5 protein-coding genes and 1 pseudogene are annotated in these 6879 nt (G+C 36.2%); all 6 read left to right on the forward strand.

What is annotated here, in order from left to right; genetic code table 11:
* Positions 1-140 precede the first annotated feature (140 nt).
* Positions 141-662: an RNA polymerase sigma factor gene (locus tag WBM60_RS13625; RefSeq protein ID WP_424262319.1), complete on the forward strand. Its 522-nt coding sequence runs from the start codon at positions 141-143 to the stop codon at positions 660-662.
* A gap of 50 nt (positions 663-712) precedes the next feature.
* Positions 713-1624 (forward strand): FecR family protein, encoded by a 912-nt coding sequence (locus WBM60_RS13630; RefSeq protein WP_424277354.1) that lies wholly within the window; start codon positions 713-715, stop codon positions 1622-1624.
* Positions 1584-4115, forward strand: a complete 2532-nt coding sequence (locus WBM60_RS13635) for a TonB-dependent receptor (protein ID WP_424283195.1) — start codon at positions 1584-1586, stop codon at positions 4113-4115. The genes WBM60_RS13630 and WBM60_RS13635 overlap by 41 nt, the downstream gene beginning before the upstream one ends.
* A 262-nt stretch (positions 4116-4377) precedes the next feature.
* Entirely contained in the window at positions 4378-5205 is an 828-nt protein-coding gene (locus WBM60_RS13640) for a hypothetical protein (RefSeq protein ID WP_424277057.1), read from the forward strand.
* Positions 5205-6545 (forward strand): NAD(P)-binding domain-containing protein, encoded by a 1341-nt coding sequence (locus WBM60_RS13645; protein WP_424262531.1) that lies wholly within the window; start codon positions 5205-5207, stop codon positions 6543-6545. Before WBM60_RS13640 ends, WBM60_RS13645 begins: the two co-directional genes overlap by 1 nt.
* 5 nt (positions 6546-6550) lie before the next feature.
* Positions 6551-6879, forward strand: a pseudogene (locus WBM60_RS13650) (hypothetical protein); the annotation flags it as partial.

Consider the following 6879-nt stretch of genomic DNA (forward strand, 5'->3'; position numbering starts at 1 on the left):
TAGTAATTTAGGGGTCTTTTTCATAGTAAATTAAGTTTTAAGGTTAATAGCGTTTAATAGTAAAACAACCAACTTCTGAAAACTCCTGAAATTTTTTGTAAAAAATTATTTTTACATTAGAAGAAAAAAATTGAACCAGCTTGCCTAAAGAACTACATAAAGATATTTGTGAACAGGAAATATTCTCGGGTATCTATAATAAATATTCCAAGGATCTTCATAATTTCTTATACTACAAATACGGAGAAGAGTTGAATCCAAATGATAAAGCGCAGGATGCCTTTGTTAAGTTATGGGAAAATTGTAAGAAGGTTAAAATGAGTATGGCAAAGGCCTTTTTGTACAAAGTAGCCAACAATATGATGTTGAATGAAATAAAACATCAGAAAGTGGTGTTGCGCCACCAAAAGTTAAAGCCAAAAGACTATACTCATGAAACTCCAGAATTTCTCATGGAAAAAGAGCAGTATTTCAAAAAGTATCAGCAGGCACTTTCAAGGCTTTCCGAAGAACAGAGGGTTGCCTTTATGCTTAACAAAGTTGAAGGTAAAAAGCATGAAGAAATTGCTGAAATGCTGGGTATTACACGCAAAGTTGTGGAATACAGGATTTATACGGCATTTAGTATTTTAAAAAATGAACTGGTAGGATTTAAGATTTAAAATCAGGAAAAAATGACACTTAGTTGTTATATATGTAAGAAGCGTGTTTTATGGATAAAGAATATTTGATAGAAAAATGGCTGGCCAACCAGCTTACTGAGAAGGAACTAAAGGCTTTTGAAGCACTGGAAGACTATCCACAACTCATTGCTATCCTCGATAATGCCCGGCAGTTTAAAGCTTCTGAATTTTCCTCGGTGTCTACTTTTGATACATTTCAAAAACGACTTAAAACAAATCAAAAACCAGTACGAAAATTATCCTGGATAAAACCGCTATTGCGAATTGCGAGCGTTTTTGTTGTTGGAATTGCCATCTACAGTATATTTATTTTCAATAATACAATCAAAGTGCAAACTATTGCTGGTGAAAAAATTGAAATAGAATTACCGGATGCTTCTAAAGTGATGGTTAACGCCCAATCTGAGGTCAAATACAGCAAGCGCAAATGGGAACAAAAAAGGGAGATAAATCTGGTAGGAGAGGCATTTTTTACCGTTGCCAAAGGCTCAACATTTGATGTGATCACAACCGAAGGAATTGTAACTGTTGTAGGCACCCAATTTAATATTAAGCAAAGAGATGCTTTTTTTGAAGTGACGTGTTATGAAGGCATCGTAAATGTTAGAACCAAAACTTTATCTGAAGAATTGAGGGCCGGCGACAATATTCGGTTTTCAGAAGGAAAAATAACCCAAAGTCAAAATACCAGTGAATATCCTACATGGCTAAAAAACATTAGCAGTTTTCACAGGATGCCAATTAGCCATGTTATCGCCGAATTGGAAAGACAATACAGTATTAAAATTGTACTTGATCAAGTATCACCTGAAATTTTATTTACGGGTGGTTTCATTCATAATAATTTGGATAATGCTCTGAAATCTGTTACTCAACCCCTAAATCTAAAATACAGGATGGATGGATCCACCAACGTTATCCTTTATCCTAGTGAAAAGTAAGTACCTCCTGTTTATAACTCTTTTAGTGGCCCTTTCTGCCTTCAGAATTTCGGCACAGGAAATTGCTGAAACAAAATTATTGATTAACATTTTGACTGATTTACAAGAGCGGTATGGTTATCAATTTAATTATGCCTCCGAAACCATTGAAAATATTATCATTCCAGAACCTAATAAAGAGCTGACGTTCGAAGAAAACATTAAATATCTGGAGCAACAAACTGGTTTACAATTTTCTACTTTGCCTAACAAGTTTATCTCAATAAAAAAATCCAGTGCTGAACTTTGTGGTTATGTCAGGGATAAGGATACAGGAGAACCAATTGCCTTTTGTACTGTACAGGCCGGGCGAGTATCTGCACTTACGAATGAAACAGGGTTTTTTAAAATTGATATTAACAATGAAAATGAAACCCTTTATATACGCCATCTAGGCTACAAGACACTAGACAGAAGTTATGCTTTTTTCAAAAAAGAAGATTGTGGCGTTATCTACCTGATTCCCAATCGACAACAGCTATCAGAAATTATACTTTACGATTATTTGATCAGAGGTATTGATAAACTCGATAATGGTTCTTTTGAAATAGACTTCAATCAGTTTAGCATATTGCCAGGGCTTATAGAAAGTGATGTACTTCAATCTATCCAGGCATTTCCCGGCATTATAAGTATAAATGAAACTGTTTCCAACATTAATATTCGTGGTGGAACCAACGATCAGAATCTCATATTATGGGACGATATTAAGATGTACCAATCAGGTCATTTTTTCGGATTAATCTCCATGTATAATCCACAAATAACGCAAAAGGTGAAGCTTCAAAAAAATGGCACCCCCAGCTCCTATACTGACGGTGTTTCTGGCACTATTGCCATGACGACTGAGCAAAGCATTAATCCAACCTTTAAAGCAAATATTGGAATCAATTTTACTGATGCAAATGGGTTTGCAGATATCCCTTTGGGGAACAATTCGTCCATTCAGTTAGCGGCCAGAAAATCTATCAGTGATTTTATTGAAACCCCTACCTATACTCAGTATTTTGACAGGATATCACAAGATACAGAGGTAGAAGACAATACCAACAATTCGGATATTAGCTCTGATTTTTATGATGCTTCTATGCGTTGGTTATATAAACCTTCAGAAAAAGATGAAATACAATTAAACTTTATCAATGCCAACAATGAGCTGGTATTTAATGAAAATGAAATATTAAACAGTGAGGTTGAGACCAGGCAAAGTAGTTTAAATCAAAATAGTATTGCAGGGGGATTGCGTTATAAAAGGACCTGGAGTAATTCTTTTAGTACCCTGTTGAACATCTATGAATCAGATTATAAACTCAAGGCAATAAATGCAAATATTTTAAACGATCAGAGATTTCTTCAGGAAAATAAGGTCTCAGAAACAGGAGCAAGAATTAGTGGCACCTATCACGTTAGCGAACGCTTGAATTGGGTGATTGGATATCACTTTGTAGAAACCAAGGTAACCAATCTTGACGATGTGGACGATCCTGTTTTTAGAAGGCTTATCGCGAATGTGCTTCGTACCCAAGGCATATTCACCGAACTCGATTTTATTTCGGCAAATAGGAAAACTAAACTTAATTTAGGGCTCCGATTTAACTACCTGGATAAATTTAGCAAGCAATTGTGGGAACCCCGCGTTAGTTTCAATCATCGCTTTTTAAACTGTTTTAACCTTGAGCTGTTAGGAGAGTTTAAGCACCAAAACACTTCTCAAATCATCAATTTTCAAAATGATTTTTTAGGTATAGAAAAGCGCCGCTGGCAGTTATCTGATAATAGTGATATCCCGGTTATTAAGAGTAAACAGGGTTCTCTTGGCTTGAGTTATAATCAAAATGGATGGTTAATTAATACTGTGGGATTCTATAAGGCAGTTGACGGTATTACATCACAAAGCCAGGGTTTTCAGAACCAGTTCGAATTTATAAAGTCTATTGGCAGCTATACCGCTCTAGGCATGGATTTTCTAGTACGTAAGAAATTTAACGATGCAAATGTTTGGTTAAGTTATTCCTATCTGGAAAATGAATATTCCTTTCCTGAATTATCCGAGACCAGTTTTCCTAGTAATTTTGATATCCCTCATGCCTTGTCATTAGGTACAACCTATACCCTGAAGCATTTTCGCTTTGCTGCAGGCTTAAATTGGCGGTCAGGAAAACCATATACACAACCCAATCCGGATACACCAATTAATGATGATAGCATTAATTATGATCAAACAAATCAACAAAGATTGGAAGATTATATGCGCGTGGACCTCTCTGCCATTTATAATTTTAAACTGGGGAAAAAAACCAGGGCCAATCTTGGGTTATCTGTCTGGAATTTGTTTGATACAAAGAACGACATTAACATCTTTTATCGGATAACTACTTTAGGTGAAGTAGAAGCCATTATCCAGAATTCTTTGGGGATAACCCCTAATGCAACGTTCCGTGTTTATTTTTAACCTCATTGGTAGTTAACTTACCCTTCTCTTGGGTTTTAAAGAGAGAAATTGATATGAAAATAAAGGGCTCTTGTTTATTTAGAAGGAAATAAAAATACTAATCTAAGGTCCTATTAGTTAATATCCTGTACAACCAATACTTGAAAAAAAAATTTGTTTTTGATGTAATTTATATAAAATCATATTTTGACCTAAACCATCCAATTTTTATTTTATTAGGTCGTTACTAAATAAGTCGTCCAAAGTATTAACTGATATTAGTTTGAAAAAAACAGTTCACATAACCTATCTCACTACTATGGCTATAATAGTTTTAGTAGTTACCCTGTATTTAATTTATACAGGGTACACCTACTATGATACTTCATTGGAAGAGCGGTTTTATCACCCCAGACATAATTGGTTTAAACCAAGTGGCATATATGGCCAGGGTTTGGGTATTATCGGTACATTTATGATCCTCTTTGGAGTAGTGATATACATTGCCAGGAAACGCTATAATTTTTTAGCTAAACAAATAAGACTTAAATACCTTCTTGAATTTCATATTTTCTTATGCACCCTTGGCCCTATTCTGGTGCTTTTTCACACCGCATTTAAATTTGGAGGCATTGTATCCGTTGCCTTTTGGAGCATGGTGGCGGTAGTCCTTAGCGGGGTAATTGGAAGATTTATCTATAACCAGATTCCAAGAACAATTGAAGGCCGGGAATTGAGCATGAACGAACTTCAGCATTTGAAAACCGATTTGGCGGTGGTGCTCCATCAGCGATTTAATCTGGAGTCGAATACAATCACTATTGTTACTGATTTGATGAGTGAAGAAAACACCATTGACAACCGGAAAAAACTTGGGTATTTAAAAAAAGTGCTGGGCCGCAAGGACCTGCCCAAAAAAGACAGGAATGCTATATTACAAATGGTAAAAAAGGAAATAGTACTTTCAAATAAAATAGGCAGATTACAAATGATGCAAAAACTTTTTAAATACTGGCACGTAGCACACATGCCCTTTGCTTTGATTATGCTCATTATTGTGGTCATTCATGTAGCGGTTACACTTGCCTTTGGTTATAAATGGATTTTCTGATGGATGAGGTATTTTTAGAACAGTTAATAGTGTATGGTATAGTGCTTGTTCTTTGCGCTTTCACCGTATTCTTCTATCTGAGAAGAAAAAGTAAAAAGTCGCTTGAGACGGTAAAAAAAGTTGCTGTTGCCAAGGAAGAAGGATTATTTGAACCCATCTCCCTGCATCCGCATATAGATCTTATCTCATGTATTGGCAGTGGTGCATGCATCACCGCATGCCCCGAAAAAGACATCATAGGAATAACTAATGGCATTGCAACCGTAATTAACACTTCTAATTGTGTTGGACATGGCGCCTGCTTTCACGCATGCCCCGTTGAAGCCATATCCCTCCGTATAGGAACAGAATCCAGAGGTGTGGATCTTCCTCACGTCAGTGAAGACTACGAGACTAATATCAAAGGAATGTATATAGCCGGAGAATTAGGAGGAATGGGATTGATAAAGAATAGCGTAGAACAGGGCCAGCAGGCAATGGAAAATATTGCAAAGCAGAAAAAACCATCTAAAGAAAATGTTTTAGATGTAGTAATAATTGGTGCCGGCCCCGCGGGGATTTCAGCAACTCTTGAGGCTAAAAAGCAGGGATTAACTTGTATAACATTAGAACAAGATTCCCTCGGGGGAACAGTTTACACATTTCCAAGGGCAAAAATTGTAATGACTTCTCCCATGGATTTACCACTTTATGGGAAGGCCAAACTATACGATACTTCCAAGGACGAATTGCTTCAATTATGGAAGAAAGTCATTTCTGAACAAAATTTGGAAATTCTTGAAAACACTAAGGTTGAAAGTATTACTCCTATAGAAGGCGAAACCTTTAAAATCGTAACAAATAAGGGTACTGAATATGTTTGTAACCAGGTACTGTTATCTATTGGTCGAAGAGGAACACCCAGAAAACTTGGTATTCCGGGCGAAGATTCACAGAATGTAGCCTACAGATTGCTTGAACCTGAACGGATAGAGGAGAAGAAAATCATTGTTGTGGGCGGAGGCGATTCAGCTATTGAATCTGCGCTTTTATTATTACAAAATAAGAATCAAGTAATCCTTTCATATAGAAAAGATAAATTCTCCAGGCTAAAACCCAAAAACAGAGAAAAAATAGAGCAGGCCATAGCTGATCAATCGATCCGAGTCATATATAACTCCAACCTGGTATCTATAAATGATAAAAGTGTATTGATGAGCATTGAAGGAAACGCAGCTACAGAAATCGAAAATGATCTTGTATACATTTTTGCAGGTGGGGAATTACCTACTAGTTTTTTACAAAATGCAGGGATAGAGATAACCAAACGTTTTGGTCATATCCTGAAATCTTATAAATAAATGGATTGAATAACAGATTTAAACATACCATTTACCTTTTTATTTTTAGTCTCACCGTCGGTTATGGCCAAATATCACCCGGTGACCTGTCTCAATCTCATGCAGATCTTGAAGGGATGAGCAATTGCACGCTATGCCATGATCTTGGGGACAAAGTATCTGACAAGAAATGCCTGGAGTGTCATAAGGAAATACAATCCCTGATCAATAAAAAAGACGGATATCACGCCAATTCCAGTGTAGTTAAAAAGGATTGTTTTGAATGTCACAGTGATCACCACGGGCGTAATTTTGATATGATCCGTTTTGATGAAGATGCCTTTAATCATGACCT

Origin of the sequence: Eudoraea sp., from assembly GCF_049669105.1 — a bacterium.
Taxonomy (GTDB): domain Bacteria; phylum Bacteroidota; class Bacteroidia; order Flavobacteriales; family Flavobacteriaceae; genus Eudoraea.